Origin of the sequence: Cobetia sp. SIMBA_158, assembly GCF_046566945.1 — a bacterium.
In the GTDB taxonomy this organism is placed as follows: domain Bacteria; phylum Pseudomonadota; class Gammaproteobacteria; order Pseudomonadales; family Halomonadaceae; genus Cobetia; species Cobetia amphilecti.
In genome coordinates this window covers 1-275 of sequence record NZ_JAWJYL010000313.1, presented here as the reverse complement: position 1 = coordinate 275, position 275 = coordinate 1, and the positions used below count along the sequence as shown (strand labels likewise).

Here is a 275-nt window from a genome sequence, read left to right as displayed (position 1 = left end):
ATAATCATCTTGCCACCCTATTCAATTATATCGCCACGTAGTAAATACTTACACACCGCAACAGTGCTTACAAACCCTAACATAGCTATCAACAAGGCAGCCTCAAAATACAAGCCTGTTCCCATACTTATGCTGTATAAAACAATAAGTGCAATAACATTAATATACATAGTATCAAGGGCTAAAACTCTGTCAGGAATCGAAGGCCCTATAATAAGGCGCCACAAATTAAGTAATAAAGAGAGCCCTCTCATGGCAAAAACGATAAGTAATAC

1 protein-coding gene is annotated in these 275 nt (G+C 37.5%); it reads right to left on the bottom strand.

Annotated elements, in window-relative coordinates; all coding sequences use genetic code 11:
- Positions 1–17: 17 nt before the first annotated feature.
- On the bottom strand, positions 18–275 hold a 258-nt coding region (locus R2R70_RS20110), incomplete at its 5' end, for a K+/H+ antiporter subunit F (RefSeq protein ID WP_410978917.1).